The organism is Enterobacter sp. UNJFSC 003, assembly GCF_036903355.1.
In the GTDB taxonomy this organism is placed as follows: Bacteria; Pseudomonadota; Gammaproteobacteria; order Enterobacterales; family Enterobacteriaceae; genus Enterobacter.
Map to the genome: position 1 here is coordinate 36292 of NZ_JBAKHK010000005.1, position 15803 is coordinate 52094.

Below are 15803 nucleotides of genomic sequence, written 5' to 3' on the forward strand. Positions count from 1 at the left end.
CGGCTTGTCCTGTACTTTCCTCGGGCCACGTGGAGCAGTTATGCCTTATTTACTTGAAATGAAAAGTATCACCAAAGCGTTTGGCGCGGTGAAAGCGGTCGATAACGTGAGCCTGCGGCTTAATCCTGGCGAAGTGGTTTCGCTGTGCGGTGAAAACGGTTCGGGCAAGTCGACGTTGATGAAAGTGCTGTGCGGCATCTATCCGTACGGCAGCTACGAGGGTGAAATCGTCTTTGCTGGCGAGGTTATTCAGGCCACCCATATTCGCGATACAGAACGTAAAGGCATCGCCATCATCCACCAGGAGCTGGCATTGGTGAAGCATCTCACCGTGCTGGAAAACATTTTTCTCGGGGCCGAGATTTCGCGCCACGGCGTGTTGGATTACGACACCATGACGCTGCGCTGTGAAAAACTGCTGGCTCAGGTGAGTCTGGCTATTTCTCCCGATACGCGCGTGGGGGACCTGGGGCTGGGCCAACAGCAACTTGTTGAAATCGCCAAAGCGCTCAACAAACAGGTTCGCCTGCTGATCCTGGATGAGCCCACCGCCTCCCTCACCGAACAGGAAACGGCCGTCCTGCTCAATATCATCCGCGATCTGCAAAACCACGGCATCGCCTGTATTTATATTTCGCACAAGCTCAATGAGGTAAAAGCCATTTCGGACACCATCTGCGTGATCCGCGACGGCCAACATATCGGCACGCGTGAAGCCGAAGGCATGAGTGAAGATGACATCATCACCATGATGGTCGGCCGCGAGCTGACGGCACTTTACCCAAATGAACCCCACGCTTTGGGTGTTGAAGTGTTACGCGTGGAACACCTCACTGCCTGGCATCCCGTAAACCGCCATATCAAGCGCGTAAACGACGTCTCCTTTACGCTCAACCGCGGGGAGATTTTGGGCATTGCGGGACTGGTCGGTGCCGGGCGTACCGAAGCCGTACAGTGCCTGTTTGGCGTCTGGCCCGGGCGCTGGGAAGGCAGTATTTTTATCGACGGCAAGCCTGTCAAAATCCACAACTGCCAGCAGGCGATTGCCTACGGCATCGCCATGGTGCCGGAAGACCGCAAAAAAGATGGCATCGTGCCGGTTATGGCGGTCGGTAAAAACATCACGCTGGCGGCACTCAATCAGTTCTCTGGTGTACTGACGAGCCTGGATGATGCGGCAGAGCAGCAGTGCATTCTTCAGTCGCTGGCCAGACTCAAGGTGAAAACATCCTCCCCTGAACTGGCCATTGGACGCTTAAGCGGCGGTAACCAACAAAAAGCAATTCTGGCGCGCTGCCTGCTCCTCAACCCACGCATTTTGATCCTGGACGAGCCGACCCGCGGGATTGATATCGGCGCAAAATATGAAATCTACAAACTGATCAATCAGCTTGTGCAACAAGGGATTGCCGTCATTGTTATCTCGTCTGAATTACCCGAAGTGCTGGGCCTAAGCGATCGCGTGCTGGTCATGCATGAAGGGAAACTGAAAGCCAACCTGATTAACCAGAACCTGACGCAGGAGCAGGTAATGGAAGCCGCTTTAAGGAGCGAACGTCATGTCGAAAAGCAATCCGTCTGATATCAAAGTCGCGGGGCCAACTCCCGGCGCATTCGCGGGGCTAAAAGCGCTGAACCTGCAGGTTTTCGTGATGATCGCGGCAATTATCGCCATCATGCTGTTCTTTACGTGGATGACAGATGGCTCTTACCTAAGCGCGCGAAACGTCTCTAACCTGCTGCGTCAGACCGCCATTACCGGCATTCTGGCCGTGGGGATGGTGTTCGTGATTATCTCTGCGGAAATCGACCTGTCGGTGGGATCTATGATGGGTTTGCTCGGCGGCGTAGCGGCGATTTTTGACGTCTGGCTCGGCTGGCCGCTGCCGCTGACCATTGCCGTTACGCTGGTGCTGGGTTTGGTGCTTGGGGCCTGGAACGGGTGGTGGGTGGCCTACCGTAAGGTGCCGTCATTTATCGTCACCCTGGCGGGGATGCTGGCCTTCCGAGGGATATTGATTGGTATTACTAACGGCACCACCGTTTCGCCCACCAGCGCGGCCATGTCGCAGATTGGTCAAAGCTACCTCTCTGATGGTGTAGGCTTCACGATCGGCGTCGTGGGTCTGATGGCCTTTGTTGGCTGGCAGTGGCGTGGACGCATGCGCCGTCAGGCGCTGGGTCTGGCTTCTCCTGCTTCGACATCCACCGTCGGTCGTCAGGCACTCACCGCCGTGATTGTGTTGGGTGCCATCTGGCTACTGAACGACTATCGCGGCGTTCCTACCCCCGTCCTGCTGCTGGCGCTCTTGCTGTTGGCGGGGATGTTTATGGCCACGCGTACCGCGTTTGGTCGCCGTATTTATGCCATCGGCGGAAACCTTGAGGCTGCTCGTCTGTCAGGTATTAACGTGGAGCGTACCAAGCTCGCTGTCTTTGCCATCAACGGCCTGATGGTCGCCATTGCGGGGTTGATCCTCAGCTCGCGCCTGGGCGCTGGCTCACCGTCCGCAGGGAATATCGCCGAGCTGGATGCTATTGCTGCGTGCGTCATTGGTGGCACCAGCCTCGCGGGGGGTGTAGGCAGCGTAGCCGGTGCGGTGATGGGCGCATTTATTATGGCTTCGCTGGATAACGGGATGAGTATGATGGACGTCCCGACGTTTTGGCAGTATATCGTCAAGGGAGCCATTCTTTTGCTGGCGGTCTGGATGGACTCTGCCACCAAGCGACGTGCCTGAGAACAGTATCGTTACTTAATTGGGAAGTAAGCCATGTTTGAAAAGCGTCACCGCATTACGTTGTTATTCAATGCCAACAAAGCCTACGACCGCCAGGTGGTTGAAGGCGTGGGTGAATATTTGCAGGCGTCGCAATCCGAGTGGGATATTTTTATTGAAGAAGATTTCCGCACCCGTCTGGAAAACATCAAAGAATGGCTGGGCGATGGCGTCATTGCAGACTATGACGACCCCGTCATTGAGCAACTGTTGACTGACGTCGACGTCCCAATTGTGGGCGTCGGCGGTTCCTACCATGCGCCGGAACATTATCCGCCGGTCCACTATATCGCTACCGATAACCACGCCCTTGTCGAAAGCGCTTTCCTGCATTTAAAGGAAAAAGGCGTACATCGCTTCGCTTTTTATGGGTTACCGACAACCAGCGGCAAGCGCTGGGCTGTCGAGCGCGAACATGCTTTCTGCCAGCTGGTTGCACAGGAAAAGTATCGGGGCGTGGTATATCAGGGGTTGGAAACTGCGCCTGAAAACTGGCAGCACGCGCAGAATCGCCTGGCGGACTGGCTGCAAACCCTGCCACCGCAGACCGGCATTATCGCCGTAACGGACGCTCGCGCCCGCCACGTGCTGCAGGTGTGCGAACATTTGCATATCCCGGTGCCTGAAAAGCTGTGCGTGATTGGTATCGATAACGAAGAACTGACCCGTTATCTTTCTCGCGTGGCCCTCTCATCGGTGGCGCAAGGGACGCGCCAGATGGGTTACCAGGCCGCGAAGCTACTCCATCGCCTGCTGGATAACGAATCCCTGCCGCTCCAGCGCTTACTGGTTCCCCCTGTTCGCGTGGTCGAACGACGCTCAACCGATTATCGCTCGTTAAGCGATCCGGCTGTCATTCAGGCTATGCACTACATTCGCAACCACGCGTGCAAAGGTATCAAGGTTGATCAGGTGCTGGACTCGGTCGGCATTTCCCGTTCGAATCTGGAGAAGCGCTTTAAAGAGGAGGTCGGCGAAACCATTCATGCCGTCATACATGCGGAAAAGCTGGAAAAAGCGCGCAGCTTGCTGATCTCCACCTCACTTTCGATCAATGAAATCTCGCAAATGTGCGGCTACCCGTCACTGCAATACTTTTACTCGGTATTCAGAAAAGAATACGACACCACGCCAAAAGAGTACCGTGAACGCTACAGTGAAGTGCTGATTTAGAAAAGAAAACGCCTTCCGATGGAAGGCGTTTTTTAAGATTACATATGTGCTGCGATGAGACGTTGATTATCCTGGTACATAGCAAACAGGTAATTATTGTAGCGCTGTCCCTGAGTGGAATAGCCTTTCAGCTTATGGATCATCGTGCTGGCTGTGACTTCCTGATCCGCTTTACGCAGCTGAGCGCGCGACTTGCGGAACGAAGAGTAGGCAGGGTGCGTGTTGAGGTTCACCACATAAGCATTCACGGAATCTTTAACAGATTCAAACTGCGAATATCCCTTCACTTTACCCGGCGCATTGTTGCAACGACCTTTCACGCATTTCATGCCGAAAAGGTTGTTGTTATTGCGAGCCAGCTTCGAGGTACCCCAGCCACTTTCGGCTGCAGCCATCGTGGCAACCATGCTGCCTGGGATGATATCCACGCGCTCAAGAAGCGTGTTCCACGGCACACGACGCGTGTTACCGTTCCAGCTTACCTTATAGCGCTTCGCAATATCTTTCAGACGCGTGCGTTCAGACGGCGACCAGCGGCTATCGTACTGTTTTGAGATCATCCAGTTACGATCGGCCGTAATCGCGGCATTTTGACTCGTGATGTAAGGCATTACCGTCCGGAGAAACGCTTTTTTCCTTGGTGTTCCGGAAGGGTATTTTCGCAAATCAGGAAGTGAACTACTCTTTGCACTATTGCGAGAATACTCTTGTTTACTGCTAACCTTACTACTTGTCGTCTTTATGACGTGGGCTTTCTTACTCGTTGTATCCGTGTGCGTCTTAGCAAGCACCTCACCCGAAAATGCCATGGTGAGTAACATGAGTATCGCGGCCCCATATCGTCGAATGGGAGTCGATATCATTAGGTCTCCTGGTCGGATATAAACATTCCAACACCTTATTTTTTTCACAAAATTGAGAGCGGAATCTCAAATCATATCAAAAATAGACTTCAAGAGCACGTTTAGAAATAGTCCAAATCTGAAACTATGTCACCTAAAAGTTGCTCACAAAAGAGTCATTTCTTAAAAAACGTGTGCGATATCGCAGATAACTGCCTAATTTTGCGCGAGATCACTCATCCCTTCGTATCCTCCTGACAGAACGTGCACAAGGATGATTTTTTCATCCGCAACGGGTGGCACACTGGCCAAAAATTGCGCGACAGGAAAATGGAATGAAACGCACCGCATTAGCTTTTCTGATGATACCCGCACTGGCACATGCAGACTGGTCATCACCTGACTTTAACGCCTTTCGCGCGGAGGGTACCGGTGTCTTCATCAGTCAGGCAAAGCTTGCGAAGGGTACGCGTCCTCTTACGCTACGTCTTGACAACGCGTGCTGGCAGCCAACAGATGCGATAAAACTCAATGAGATGCTCTCACTTAAGCATTGTGACGGTACACCGCCGCAGTGGCGTTTGTTCCGCGACGGCGAATACCAGATGCGTGTGGATACTCGCTCCGGCACGCCAACCCTGATGCTGACAATCCAGAGCGCTGCCGAAAAGCCTGTCGCAGACGTTATCCGCCAGTGTCCTAAGTGGGACGGCAAACCGCTGACGCTGAACGTCATTCAAACCTTCCCGGAAGGTACCGTGGTGCGTGATTTCTACAGCAAGCAAACCGCGACGGTTCAGAACGGAAAAATCACCCTCCAGCCTGCCGCTAACAGTAACGGCCTGCTGCTGCTTGAGCGCGCCGAAACCGACAAACCCGCGCTGTTTAGCTGGCAAAATGCCACGGTATATTTCGTACTGACCGATCGCTATGTCAATGGTGATACCGCCAACGACAACAGCTACGGCCGCCAAAAAGACGGTATGCAGGAAATCGGCACCTTCCACGGCGGCGATCTCAAAGGGCTTGTCGGTAAGCTCGATTATTTGCAGCAGCTGGGGGTTAACGCACTCTGGATAAGCTCTCCGCTGGAGCAGATACACGGCTGGGTTGGTGGTGGCACGAAAGGTGATTTCCCCCACTATGCCTATCACGGTTATTACACTCAGGACTGGACAACGCTTGATGCCAACATGGGCACTGACGCTGATTTACGTCAGTTGGTCGACGAAGCGCATAAGCGCGGCATCCGCATTTTGTTCGATATCGTCATGAACCACGCGGGTTACGCAACGCTTGCCGACATGCAGGAGTATAAGTTTGGCGCGTTGTACCTGCAGGGCGATGAGCTGAAAAAGACGCTGGGTGAACGCTGGACAAACTGGAAGCCCGGCGCTGGCCAAAGCTGGCATAGCTTTAACGATTACATCAACTTCAGCGATAAAGCCGCGTGGGAAAAATGGTGGGGTAAAAAGTGGATCCGCACCGATATCGGTGATTATGACAATCCCGGCTTCGACGATCTGACCCTGTCGCTGGCCTTTTTACCCGATCTGAAAACAGAATCCACAACGCCTTCTGGCCTGCCGAATTTTTATCAACATAAGTCCGATACGCATGCTAAAGCCATCCCAGGTAACACCCCGCGTGATTACCTGACTCAGTGGCTCAGCCAGTGGGTGCGTGACTACGGCATTGATGGTTTCCGGGTGGATACGGCAAAACACGTTGAGCTTGCCGCATGGCAGCAACTGAAAGACCAGGCAAACCAGGCGCTGGCCGCGTGGAAAGCCGCGAACCCTGACAAAAAACTCGACAACGCGCCATTCTGGATGACCGGCGAGTCATGGGGTCACGGCGTCATGCAGAGTGATTATTATCGCCACGGGTTCGACGCGATGATCAACTTTGACTACCAGGAACAGGCTGCGAAAGCGGTGACTTGCTTTGCCGATATCGACATGACCTGGCAGCAAATGGCGGACAAACTGCAAAGCTTCAACGTTCTCAGCTATCTCTCTTCACACGATACCCGCCTGTTCCGTGAAGGCGGTCAGCGTGCCGCTGAGCTACTGCTGCTGGCGCCGGGCAGCGTACAAATCTATTATGGAGATGAATCTGAGCGCCCATTCGGCCCGACGGGCTCCGACCCATTACAGGGAACCCGCTCGGATATGAACTGGCAGGACGTAACGGGCAAACAAGCCTTAACCGTCGCCCACTGGCAGATCCTCGGGCAGTTCCGCGCCCGCCATCCCGCGATTGGCGAAGGCAAGCAAACCACGTTGTCGCTAAAAGAAGGATACGGCTTTGTGCGTGAGCATAATGGCGATAAAGTGATGGTCGTCTGGGCGGGGAATCAGTAGCCCCCTCTCACCTAACCCTCACCCCACGGGGTGAGGGTTATCTCAGAACCATTCACTACCTAAACCAATAACAACCACATAAAACAACAAATCCGACCACATCACCCGATTTGCACCAGCACGGTGCTAGCGTTATGGTTACCCCCTTTCATAATAAGCCCGACAGATCACCTGCTATGACGTTTTCACTTTTTGGCGACAAATTCACCCGCCATTCAGGCATTACCCGCCTGATGGAGGACCTCAACGACGGGCTGCGCACACCGGGCGCAATCATGCTCGGCGGCGGAAATCCGGCTCAAATCCCGGAGATGAATACTTATTTCAAGACCCTGCTGGCGCAGATGCTGGAAAGCGGCAAAGCGACTGATGCGCTTTGCAATTACGACGGCCCTCAGGGTAAAACCGAATTGCTAAAACTCCTCGCCGACATGCTGCGTGAAGAGCTGGGCTGGGATATCGAACCGCAGAATATTGCACTAACAAACGGCAGCCAGAGCGCGTTTTTCTACTTGTTTAACCTGTTCGCTGGACGTCGCGCCGACGGCACCACCAAAAAAGTGCTGTTCCCGCTAGCGCCGGAGTATATTGGCTATGCCGATTCCGGCCTCGAAGAAGACCTGTTCGTCTCTGCGCGCCCTAACATTGAATTGCTGCCGGAAGGCCAGTTCAAATACCACGTGGACTTTGAACACCTGCACGTTGGCGAAGAGACGGGCATGATTTGCGTATCGCGACCCACCAACCCAACGGGTAACGTGATCACTGACGACGAACTGATGAAGCTGGATGCGCTGGCAAATCAGCATGGCATCCCACTGGTGATCGACAACGCCTACGGTGTTCCCTTCCCGGGCATTATCTTCAGCGAAGCGCGTCCCCTGTGGAATCCGAACATCGTCCTGTGCATGAGTCTCTCCAAGCTGGGCCTGCCTGGCAGTCGCTGCGGCATTATCATCGCCAATGAAAAAATCATCACCGCCATTACCAATATGAACGGCATTATTAGCCTTTCTCCAGGCGGTATTGGCCCGGCAATGATGTGTGAAATGATTAAACGCAACGACCTGCTGCGTCTGTCGAACGAGGTAATTAAACCGTTTTACTTCCAGCGCGTGCAGGAGACAATCGCGACACTTCGCCGCTACCTACCGGAAGATCGCTGCCTGATCCATAAACCTGAAGGGGCCATCTTCCTGTGGCTGTGGTTTAAAGATTTGCCGATTACGACAGAGTTACTTTACCAGCGTCTTAAAAAACGCGGCGTGCTGATGGTGCCGGGTGATTATTTCTTCCCGGGGCTGGATAAGCCGTGGCCGCACACGCATCAGTGTATGCGTATGAACTACGTGCCCGATCCGGACAAAATCGAAGCGGGGGTGAAAATTCTCGCCGAAGAGATTGAAAAGGCCTGGCGCGAAGGCAGCCAGTAAGGCGTTACGCCAGATTATGCAGCCGTTCGTTGCGTAATCTGGCGGGATCGACGCAGCGTAATGCGTGAGTCGGACAGGCTTCCACACAGGCAGGCCCACCCTCGCGATGCGCGCATAAATCGCACTTCAACGCCTGAGCATGATTTCCCGCCCTCTGAACCTGCATCGCGCCAAACGGGCACGCCAACACACAGCTTTTACACCCAATACAACGTGCCTGTTCTACGTGCCAGACGCCCGAGGTCCGGCTAATTGCATGCGTTGGGCAGACGTTGGCGCAAGGCGCATCTTCGCACTGATGGCAACCGACTGCCGTCGTGTATGCCCCGCCTTTGACAACCCGAATGCGGGAGGTAAACACGTCTGAAGAGACAGCGGTACAGTCTTCTGTTTCCTGATGTGCCACCACGCACGCCACTTCGCAGGTGCGACACCCGATACATTTTTCCGCTTCCGCGACGATAAATCGGTTCATCTGTTACGCCTCACGCACGTTAAAACCCCGCTCTTTTGAGATAGCCTCTGCCGTTTCACGCAGCGGTATGAGCACGTTTTTCTCACCTACCTGCTTCATGCGTGACGTCGATAGCGAGAAAGAGATCGCATACGGCACACGGCCATGAATATCAAACTCCGGCACCGCAAAGCAGGTAACGCCCAGCTCATTCTCGTCTGTGTCCATCACCATACGGTGCTCACGGATTTCCGCAAGCTCATCATACATCGCGCTCAATTCAGTAATGATGTTGCGGGTCAAAGGTTGGATCTGTTCCTGATGGCCAAACGCCATGCAGATCTTACCCATCGCCTAACTGTACAGCGGCCACGTGGATACTATTCAGTGATGACAGCGCCTTTGCTGGGCGGCGGAAGTGAACCTGAAGTGCTTAGAGAATATCTGCCGCCCTGATGCTCTGGCGGACTGACGCGCCAGGCCTGAAGTTTCGCTAAATGGTGTAGGGGTTACGGGCGACGTGTAGCGAGGCTATCTCGACCTCACCCGCTGTTGGCAAGAGGATTGGTCGTCACGCTGCAGAATCGGAAGCGCTTATTCCCTGGTTTAGCCGGGCTAACCAGGGTAAAGGCGAGAAAATTGACTATGCCATTATGAAAAATAAATGATGAACAGATACTCATTGAATGCAAAAAAATCGGTGAATCGTTAAATATAAATCACGCATCGCAGCTTTTTAGATACTTCCATGTAACAAATGCGAGAATTTCAATTCTAACAAATGGTCAAATCTATAAATTTTTTACCGACCTGGATGCTCCTAACAAAATGGATGAAAAACCATTTTTAGAAGTAGATCTTCTTGATATTGACGAAAATATAATTCCAGAATTAAAAAAGCTAACAAAATCCTCATTTGATCTGGAATCAATTATCAATGCGGCTGGTGAATTGAAATACGTCAGCCAAATCAAAAGAATTCTTCATTCTCAACTGAATAATCCAGAAGACGATTTTGTGAAATTTTTCGCATCTCGAGTTTACGATGGCATTTTAACACAAAAAGTTAGAGAGTCTTTTTTAAATCTGACCAAAAAGGCGGCAAGCCAATATATAAACGATCAGGTCAATGAGCGACTGAAATCTGCCATCACAGGTGTAAGTCCAGCAATGATCGAGACGCACAGTGAATCATCTCATGTTGAAGAAGAAGAACAGAAAGATGAGCACGATGTTGTAACCACATTAGAGGAACTTGAGGGATACCATATCGTTAAAGCAATCACCAGAAGGATACTAGAGGCTCCACGAATTACTCACAGGGATACCAAAAGCTACTTTGGTATCCTTGTGGATGATAATAATCGTAAACCAATTTGCCGATTACACTTTAATCGAACACAAAAATACATTGGGCTTTTCGACATTGAGAAGAACGAAACGCGTCACCCAATCACTTCCGTGGATGATATCTATTCCTTTGCCGATATCCTGAAAGCAACAGCAGCTCTCTATAACTAATCGTTACCCTGGCAGCACGCGACGTGCTGCCTCGGCCAGAAAAGCACTCCGGTTACTAAATTGAGGATGCTCACTCACAAAGGAATCAATCTTCACTAGCAAACGTCGGGGCATGGTGATATTGATGCGTTCAGCTCTACCGTCGAACTGATTCATATTGACATCCACCAGCAACCATTGCCCCCCGATAAAATCGCCAGGAGCTGCTACAAGATGCGCTTCAACATGACCTGGCAGGGGAAGTTCTTCATCACTTTCAAACAACGTTTCGAAGTGAGCGATCAAAGCATCACGTGCGTCCTCAAAAGCCTCATCCAGAGAATCACCTGCAAAAAAACAGCCCGGTACGTCAGGAAAAAAACCGCTGGCGCTACCGTCGGAGTCAGAATGAATGTAAGCCGGATAAAACATAATTACTCCTGATATCAATGTTTGATTCCCGCCTGACGCCAGATCTGAGCGAGGGTGCCAAGTTTAATGTCTTTTCTGGGATGAGGAACCGTTACAAGCCCCTTTTGTAGCGGATGACGGAATTGGTGATGACTTCCTTTCGTTCTTACGCATTTCCAGCCATAGCTGACCAAAAGAGTGATGACATCCGCACTTTTCACATCCCGATTCTTCGATAATTATACACACAATACACACCCCTATGTCGATAGGCTTCACAATAGCGCAGGGTAAAAAAGAGTGCAGCCGGTTTATGGCAAAACGGGAAGGCGTTACGGGAAAGAAAAATGCAACCCAGATCGTTACGGATAAAGATGCGAGGAGTATAGCAATCAGAGAGGCTGCCCCCATCCGTGGGGACAGATTTATAACATCAGAAACGCCAGGTCAGGCCGGTCATCAGCGCGAAGCTGTCATCGCGGTCAATCATCGGGCTGTTCTTCACGTCATCGGGCAACACGGTATAGATCGCGCTGGCGTTGAGATACAGGTTCTGGGTCAGCTGATATTTTGCCGCGAGGCCCACATAAGGCATCCAGCTGTCGCCCGCCGTGTATTCGTCGAGGCCCGAACGGTGGGATTCGCTGCCGGATACGCCGTAGTAGTAGTTGTTATAGCTTTCGTCGCTATAAAAAACGCCTACCGACGGGGTCAGGGTCAGGCGTTCCATCCGGATCGGACGGAAATATGAGATCTCACCCAACACGCCACCACTCTCATCCATGGCATCGCCGGAGACGGCAACTTTCAGGCTCCCCCAGCGCTCATGGCGGTAGTATGCGCCCCCCAAAAATGCGGACGCTTTTCGCTCATCAAGGTGCTTCATCTGACGATCGTCATTGTCTTGCGGATCGAACTGCAGCGGCATCCAGGATGCGGTCAGGCTGAGTTCGTTTTTGCTGTCTTTCCACAAAATCCATCCGCCCGTGGTTTGACGAACATAGAAATTATCACTTTCGTAGCTAATGAGCGGAACAGCCGTCGTATTTTCGTTATACCCCTTGTAAGGCGACTCATTAAAAACAGCCCCCGCTCCAAGTGAAAAGTCACCGGCCATTGCGGATGATGTTGCAAATAACGTGGCAGCGATGAGTAAATTTTTTTTAATAGTCATTCAATGCAATCCATTTAAACGCCAAACAAGCGAGGCGAATAATAATGGTTACAAATTTGCCAATGCAACGATGCTGTTTATATAATATTATATATAAAATCATATAGATGGGTGCGCATGATGAGTAACCTGCAACTGAAGCCGCGTGAGTTAAAAATCATTTCCGTCATTGCCGCCACGCATAGCATTGGTGACGCAGCCGCGCTGTTAGGCATGGCGCAGGCCAATGTGAGTAAATATTTATCTGATTTTGAAACGCGCGTTGGGCTCAAGGTGTTTGAGCGAACCACCCGCCAGCTGGCACTCACCCAGTTTGGCGAGGCCTTGCTACCTTACATCGACGCCACGCTGGATAAAAATAACCAACTGATTAATTTCATTGCTGATTACAAGCATGAAAAACGTGGCAAAGTGACCATTTACGCCCCAACGGGGATCGTCACCTATCTGGCACGCCACGTTATTCACAAAATTGAAGCGATCGGCGATATTCGCCTCTCGCTGAAAACATATAATCTTGATCGTAATGAATTTTCGGAAGGTGTTTCGTTTCCTGACGACTGCGACATTTTAATTACCTACGCCCAGCCAAAAGATGAAAACTTAGTGGCAAGCGTGCTGACAAAATATTCCGTCACGGCGTTTGCCACAAAAGAATATTTAAATCTTCATCCCATATCCGGGCCTGATGATTTAATTAACCATTCGTGCATATTAATAGATTCCATGCTGGTTGATGATGCCAACATTTGGCGTTTTCGCATACACGGTGCGGAGGCAGTTCAGGATTACAAAGTAACTGGCAATTATATTTGCGACAATACGCAAACCGCGCTGGAGCTGGCCAGAAATAATTTAGGAATCGTTTTTGCACCGAAAGAGAGCCTGAAAAAAGAATTAACGCACGGCATGCTGGTCCCCTGTTTCCCACATCAGGAGGAGTGGTGGCTCGATTTAACGGCTATATTTCGCAAGCGCGAGTATCAACCCTGGCGCGTGCAGTATGTGCTGGACGGTATTCTTAACTGTCTGCGCCAGCAGATTGTTCAGGCCGCCCAGGGACAGCCTGAACAGGATGATTAGAACAGGCCCAGCGGTTTATCGGAATAGCTAACCAGAAGGCATTTCGTCTGCTGGTAGTGTTCCAGCATCATCTTGTGGGTTTCACGCCCAATACCCGATTGCTTGTAGCCGCCAAACGCCGCATGTGCCGGATAAGCGTGGTAGCAGTTGGTCCACACGCGCCCGGCCTGAATGCCGCGTCCCATTTTATAAGCCAGATTCCCGTTGCGGCTCCAGACGCCAGCCCCTAAGCCATACGGGGTATCGTTGGCGATCTCTAGCGCCTCATCCATCGTCTTGAAGGTTGTCACGGCCAGCACCGGGCCAAAGATCTCTTCCTGGAAGACGCGCATACTGTTCTTCCCGAACAGAATGGTTGGCTCCAGATAATAGCCTTCCTGCAGATCGCCGCCCAATACCTTACGGCGGCCGCCGGTCAGGATATCAGCGCCCTCTTTTTTACCGATATCAATGTAATTGAGGATGGTTTCCAGCTGTCCGCGCGAGACCTGCGCCCCCATCTGCGTGACGTTATCCAGCGGGTTGCCGCTGCGAATCGACTCCACACGGCGGATGGCACGCTCCATAAAGCGTTCATAAATAGACTCCTGTACCAGCGCGCGGCTCGGGCAGGTACAGACTTCTCCCTGGTTAAACGCAAACAGCGCAAACCCTTCCAGCGCCTTATCGAAGAAAGCATCCTCCTCATCCATCACGTCGGCGAAGAAGATATTCGGGGATTTCCCGCCCAGCTCTAGCGTTACCGGAATGATGTTCTGGGTCGCGTACTGCATGATCTGCTGGCCCACTTCAGTCGACCCGGTAAACGCCACTTTGGCGATACGTTTTGAGGTCGCCAGATATTCACCAATTTCGCCTCCGGCTCCGTTTACCACGTTAATCACCCCTGGCGGCAGCAGGTCTCCGGCGATTTCCATCAACAGCAGCACCGAAAGCGGCGTTAAGCGCGCCGGTTTCAACACCACGCAGTTACCTGCCGCCAGCGCAGGCGCCATTTTCCAGCTCGCCATCAGCAACGGGAAATTCCACGGAATAATCTGCCCCACCACGCCCAGCGGCTCGTGGAAGTGGTACGCCACGGTGTCGCTATCGACCTCGCTGATCCCGCCCTCCTGAGCGCGAATACAGGAGGCGAAATAGCGGAAGTGGTCAATCGCCAGCGGGACATCTGCCGCCATAGTTTCACGAATAGGTTTGCCGTTGTCCCAGGTTTCCGCCGTTGCCAGCAGCTCCAGGTTCTGCTCCATGCGGTCAGCGATTTTGAACAAGATAGCGGCCCGGTCCTGAACGGAAGTTTGGCCCCATTTATCTTTGGCTTTATGCGCCGCGTCCAGTGCCAGATCGATATCGCCCTTGCCCGAGCTGGCTATTTCGCACAGCGGCAGGCCGGTGACGGGCGTTAGGTTGGAATAGTATTCGCCGTCGACGGGAGCCACCCAGTCGCCGCCAATAAAGTTGTCATAACGGGGTTTTAGCTTTAGGGGAAAACCATATTCACCGGGGTGAATGCGCGATGAGGGAGGATTGTTTGTCATGACCATCTCCTTGCTGTTGGTGTACATCAAGGGTAGTTCCGACAGGTGATTTTCTCGCCAGTCGGTGACGGGTTTACGAGGCGTATCACGGATTACCGTACTTTACGTTTCGTTTCTGCCGCTGAGCCATACTTAACAGCGACAGATCTCATGAGGAACGATGCGATGCAGCTATTGATCGGCTTTGACGTGGGTGGAACGCACATAAAACATGGCGTGATGGATGAGAACGGTCAGGAGCTGACGACGGACGAGTACGACACCCCGGACGATAAAGAGACGTTTAAACAGAAATGGAAAGCGGTCGTCGAAGACTATCGAAAAGAGTATGACATCGTAGGTATCGGCGTAAGTTTTCCCGGCCATATCAACCACCATACCGGCGAAGCAGCAAAAGCGGGCGCGCTTGAGTACCTTGATGGCGAAAACCTGTGCGCACTTTTTGGTGAGCTCACCGATCTTCCCGTCACGGCGGAAAACGATGCTAACTGCGCGGCGTTGGGTGAGCGTTGGCGAGGCGCGGGCAAAGACTATGAAAATTTTGTTTGTATCACCATCGGGACCGGCATCGGAGGAGGGATCGTCATGGACGGCGATCTGTATCGCGGTTCGCACTATCGGGCGGGGGAATTTGGCGTGCTTCCCGTCGGGAATAACGGCGAATGCATGCACGAAGTTGCCTCTACCCGCGGCCTGATGAAAGCCTGTAGCCGCGCGCTGCGGCTTTCAGAAGACGAAATGCCTCACGGCGAGGAGCTGTTCAAGCGCATGGAAAGCGATGTGCACCTGCGCGAAGCCATTGAGGAGTGGGCGCATTTTTTATCGCGCGGGGTCTACAGCGTGATATCCATGTTTGATCCGCAGGTGGTACTGATAGGCGGCGGTATAAGCGAGCAGGAGAAAATCTATCTCCTGCTCGATAAGTATTTACAGCGCTTCGAGGAGTGGGAGGCGCTGAAAGTTCCCATTCTCCCCTGTGAACTGGGTAATCAGGCGGGAAGACTGGGCGCAGTCTGGCTGGCCAGACAGAAGCAGGCGCGCAGCGCTTAACG

Annotated in this window: 13 protein-coding genes and 2 pseudogenes; 8 read left to right on the plus strand and 7 right to left on the minus strand. The window is 52.4% G+C overall.

Annotated elements, in window-relative coordinates; genetic code table 11:
* The first annotated feature begins 40 nt into the window (after positions 1-40).
* Genes V5P19_RS14000 through xylR form a run of 3 tightly spaced genes read left to right on the plus strand, consistent with a single transcriptional unit; the run spans position 41 to position 3953 of the window.
* Positions 41-1582 (plus strand): xylose ABC transporter ATP-binding protein, encoded by a 1542-nt coding sequence (locus V5P19_RS14000; RefSeq protein ID WP_334404244.1) that lies wholly within the window; start codon positions 41-43, stop codon positions 1580-1582.
* Positions 1560-2741, plus strand: coding sequence for a xylose ABC transporter permease XylH (gene xylH / locus V5P19_RS14005; RefSeq protein WP_334404246.1), 1182 nt, complete (start codon positions 1560-1562; stop codon positions 2739-2741). Before V5P19_RS14000 ends, xylH begins: the two co-directional genes overlap by 23 nt.
* Positions 2742-2774: 33 nt before the next feature.
* Positions 2775-3953 (plus strand): D-xylose utilization transcriptional activator XylR, encoded by a 1179-nt coding sequence (gene xylR, locus V5P19_RS14010; RefSeq protein WP_334404248.1) that lies wholly within the window; start codon positions 2775-2777, stop codon positions 3951-3953.
* Between the two features lie 38 nt (positions 3954-3991).
* Here xylR and V5P19_RS14015 read toward each other — a convergent pair whose 3' ends face one another.
* Complete coding sequence (locus V5P19_RS14015; protein ID WP_334404250.1) at positions 3992-4816, minus strand: protein bax; 825 nt, start codon at positions 4814-4816, stop codon at positions 3992-3994.
* 314 nt (positions 4817-5130) lie between these two features.
* Here V5P19_RS14015 and V5P19_RS14020 point away from each other — a divergent pair, with 314 nt between their 5' ends.
* Together V5P19_RS14020 and avtA are read left to right on the plus strand one after the other, a co-directional pair.
* Positions 5131-7161, plus strand: coding sequence for an alpha-amylase (locus tag V5P19_RS14020; protein WP_334404252.1), 2031 nt, complete (start codon positions 5131-5133; stop codon positions 7159-7161).
* Between the two features lie 176 nt (positions 7162-7337).
* Positions 7338-8594, plus strand: coding sequence for a valine--pyruvate transaminase (avtA, locus tag V5P19_RS14025; RefSeq protein WP_334404254.1), 1257 nt, complete (start codon positions 7338-7340; stop codon positions 8592-8594).
* A 4-nt stretch (positions 8595-8598) separates the two neighbouring features.
* Here the strand turns inward: avtA and V5P19_RS14030 are convergent, their stop codons facing one another.
* Complete coding sequence (locus V5P19_RS14030) at positions 8599-9069, minus strand: 4Fe-4S dicluster domain-containing protein (protein ID WP_334404256.1); 471 nt, start codon at positions 9067-9069, stop codon at positions 8599-8601.
* 3 nt (positions 9070-9072) lie between these two features.
* A pseudogene (locus tag V5P19_RS14035) lies at positions 9073-9417 on the minus strand (IclR family transcriptional regulator C-terminal domain-containing protein); the annotation flags it as partial.
* A gap of 257 nt (positions 9418-9674) precedes the next feature.
* On the opposite strand from V5P19_RS14035, the pseudogene V5P19_RS14040 reads away from it, so the two are divergent.
* Positions 9675-10569 (plus strand): annotated as a pseudogene (locus tag V5P19_RS14040) (type I restriction enzyme HsdR N-terminal domain-containing protein); the annotation flags it as partial.
* 3 nt (positions 10570-10572) lie between these two features.
* On the opposite strand, the gene V5P19_RS14045 reads toward V5P19_RS14040, so the two are convergent.
* The 3 genes from V5P19_RS14045 to V5P19_RS14055 form a co-directional block, all read right to left on the minus strand.
* Positions 10573-10980, minus strand: a complete 408-nt coding sequence (locus V5P19_RS14045; protein ID WP_334404259.1) for a type II toxin-antitoxin system HicB family antitoxin — start codon at positions 10978-10980, stop codon at positions 10573-10575.
* Between the two features lie 14 nt (positions 10981-10994).
* Positions 10995-11180, minus strand: a complete 186-nt coding sequence (locus V5P19_RS14050) for a type II toxin-antitoxin system HicA family toxin (protein WP_334404261.1) — start codon at positions 11178-11180, stop codon at positions 10995-10997.
* A gap of 212 nt (positions 11181-11392) precedes the next feature.
* Positions 11393-12133: a MipA/OmpV family protein gene (locus V5P19_RS14055; RefSeq protein WP_334404263.1), complete on the minus strand. Its 741-nt coding sequence runs from the start codon at positions 12131-12133 to the stop codon at positions 11393-11395.
* A gap of 117 nt (positions 12134-12250) precedes the next feature.
* On the opposite strand from V5P19_RS14055, the gene V5P19_RS14060 reads away from it, so the two are divergent.
* Complete coding sequence (locus V5P19_RS14060) at positions 12251-13216, plus strand: LysR family transcriptional regulator (RefSeq protein ID WP_334404265.1); 966 nt, start codon at positions 12251-12253, stop codon at positions 13214-13216.
* On the opposite strand, the gene V5P19_RS14065 is transcribed toward V5P19_RS14060, so the two are convergent.
* Positions 13213-14751 carry an aldehyde dehydrogenase family protein gene (locus tag V5P19_RS14065; RefSeq protein ID WP_334404267.1) on the minus strand — a complete coding sequence of 513 codons (1539 nt, stop codon included), beginning with the start codon at positions 14749-14751 and terminating at the stop codon, positions 13213-13215. The two genes, V5P19_RS14060 and V5P19_RS14065, sit on opposite strands and share 4 nt — an antisense overlap.
* A gap of 165 nt (positions 14752-14916) precedes the next feature.
* On the opposite strand from V5P19_RS14065, the gene V5P19_RS14070 reads away from it, so the two are divergent.
* Positions 14917-15801, plus strand: a complete 885-nt coding sequence (locus V5P19_RS14070) for an ROK family protein (protein ID WP_334404269.1) — start codon at positions 14917-14919, stop codon at positions 15799-15801.
* The last annotated feature ends 2 nt before the right edge of the window (positions 15802-15803 follow it).

What these genes read in the sequence shown, in the direction of transcription:
- V5P19_RS14030 (WP_334404256.1), bottom strand. Translation starts at nt 9,069, where the DNA reads ATGAACCGATTTATCGTCGCGGAAGCGGAAAAATGTATCGGGTGTCGC.
- xylH (WP_334404246.1), top strand. Translation starts at nt 1,560, where the DNA reads ATGTCGAAAAGCAATCCGTCTGATATCAAAGTCGCGGGGCCAACTCCC.
- V5P19_RS14045 (WP_334404259.1), bottom strand. Translation starts at nt 10,980, where the DNA reads ATGTTTTATCCGGCTTACATTCATTCTGACTCCGACGGTAGCGCCAGC.
- V5P19_RS14000 (WP_334404244.1), top strand. Translation starts at nt 41, where the DNA reads ATGCCTTATTTACTTGAAATGAAAAGTATCACCAAAGCGTTTGGCGCG.
- V5P19_RS14015 (WP_334404250.1), bottom strand. Translation starts at nt 4,816, where the DNA reads ATGATATCGACTCCCATTCGACGATATGGGGCCGCGATACTCATGTTA.
- V5P19_RS14070 (WP_334404269.1), top strand. Translation starts at nt 14,917, where the DNA reads ATGCAGCTATTGATCGGCTTTGACGTGGGTGGAACGCACATAAAACAT.
- V5P19_RS14060 (WP_334404265.1), top strand. Translation starts at nt 12,251, where the DNA reads ATGATGAGTAACCTGCAACTGAAGCCGCGTGAGTTAAAAATCATTTCC.
- xylR (WP_334404248.1), top strand. Translation starts at nt 2,775, where the DNA reads ATGTTTGAAAAGCGTCACCGCATTACGTTGTTATTCAATGCCAACAAA.
- avtA (WP_334404254.1), top strand. Translation starts at nt 7,338, where the DNA reads ATGACGTTTTCACTTTTTGGCGACAAATTCACCCGCCATTCAGGCATT.
- V5P19_RS14055 (WP_334404263.1), bottom strand. Translation starts at nt 12,133, where the DNA reads ATGACTATTAAAAAAAATTTACTCATCGCTGCCACGTTATTTGCAACA.
- V5P19_RS14020 (WP_334404252.1), top strand. Translation starts at nt 5,131, where the DNA reads ATGAAACGCACCGCATTAGCTTTTCTGATGATACCCGCACTGGCACAT.
- V5P19_RS14065 (WP_334404267.1), bottom strand. Translation starts at nt 14,751, where the DNA reads ATGACAAACAATCCTCCCTCATCGCGCATTCACCCCGGTGAATATGGT.